This is a genomic window from Xenorhabdus entomophaga, from assembly GCF_037996725.1.
In the GTDB taxonomy this organism is placed as follows: domain Bacteria; phylum Pseudomonadota; class Gammaproteobacteria; order Enterobacterales; family Enterobacteriaceae; genus Xenorhabdus; species Xenorhabdus khoisanae.
Window position 1 is genome coordinate 1 of the sequence record NZ_JBBMXH010000284.1, and the last position, 784, is coordinate 784.

Consider the following 784-nt stretch of genomic DNA (forward strand, 5'->3'; position numbering starts at 1 on the left):
TTGATTTTCAGGGGCACATCAAGCCGTTGTCTGGTCATCATCGGCATGCGTCTCTTCCTCCTTTTTCGGGGATTGTTCAGGTTTGGTTGTCATGTTCATGGGCGTCAGGTAGATATCCCCGCCTTCACGCGGATTGAGTTCTTCCAGTTCCCGGCATTCATTCGGGGAGTAGATCCCCCAGTTAATTCCGGTGGCGTAGGCCTCGAAACGGGATTTCATGTCCCCGCGTAACAAGGCCCCGGTGTTGAATTTGGCGTAAAACCGCCCTTGCTTGCTGTTTCTGACTAACCCGGCATTAATCCGCTGCTCAATGCGGGTGAGGTACGGGACGAGGGAATAGTTGATAAACCCAATCCCTAAATTCTCAATGTTGTTAAAGGTGGCGCGGTCGGTGTTCTGCACCATATGCAGTGGCACCCGGAAGATGCGGCAGATTTCCTCCAGCTGAAACTTGCGGGTTTCCAGAAACTGCGCATCCTCGGCCGACAGGCTGATTTGCTGCCATTTCAGCCCCATTTCCAGAATCAGCGGCTTATGGGCATTCGCCAGCCCTTGGTGTTGCGCTTCAAAATCGGTTTTCAACCGGTTAAAAGCCTCGTCGGCCAGAGTCTGATCGGTTTGCAGTACGCCACTGGTGACCGCCCCGTTACCAAACAGCCGGGAGCCGTGCTCCTCGGTCGCCAGCCCTAACCCGATCGCCTGCCGGGCATAGGCCACCGGACTTAACCCGGTCAGGCCATTGAGCGTAAAGATACGCACATGCCAGATGTCAGCCTGCGTCAGG

At 55.2% G+C, this 784-nt stretch carries 1 protein-coding gene; it reads right to left on the bottom strand.

All coding sequences use genetic code 11. From position 1 onward, the window contains the following. Positions 1 to 18: 18 nt before the first annotated feature. Positions 19 to 784, bottom strand: a 766-nt coding sequence (locus AAC854_RS22790) for a phage portal protein (protein ID WP_340619082.1), incomplete at its 5' end; no start/stop codon positions are given.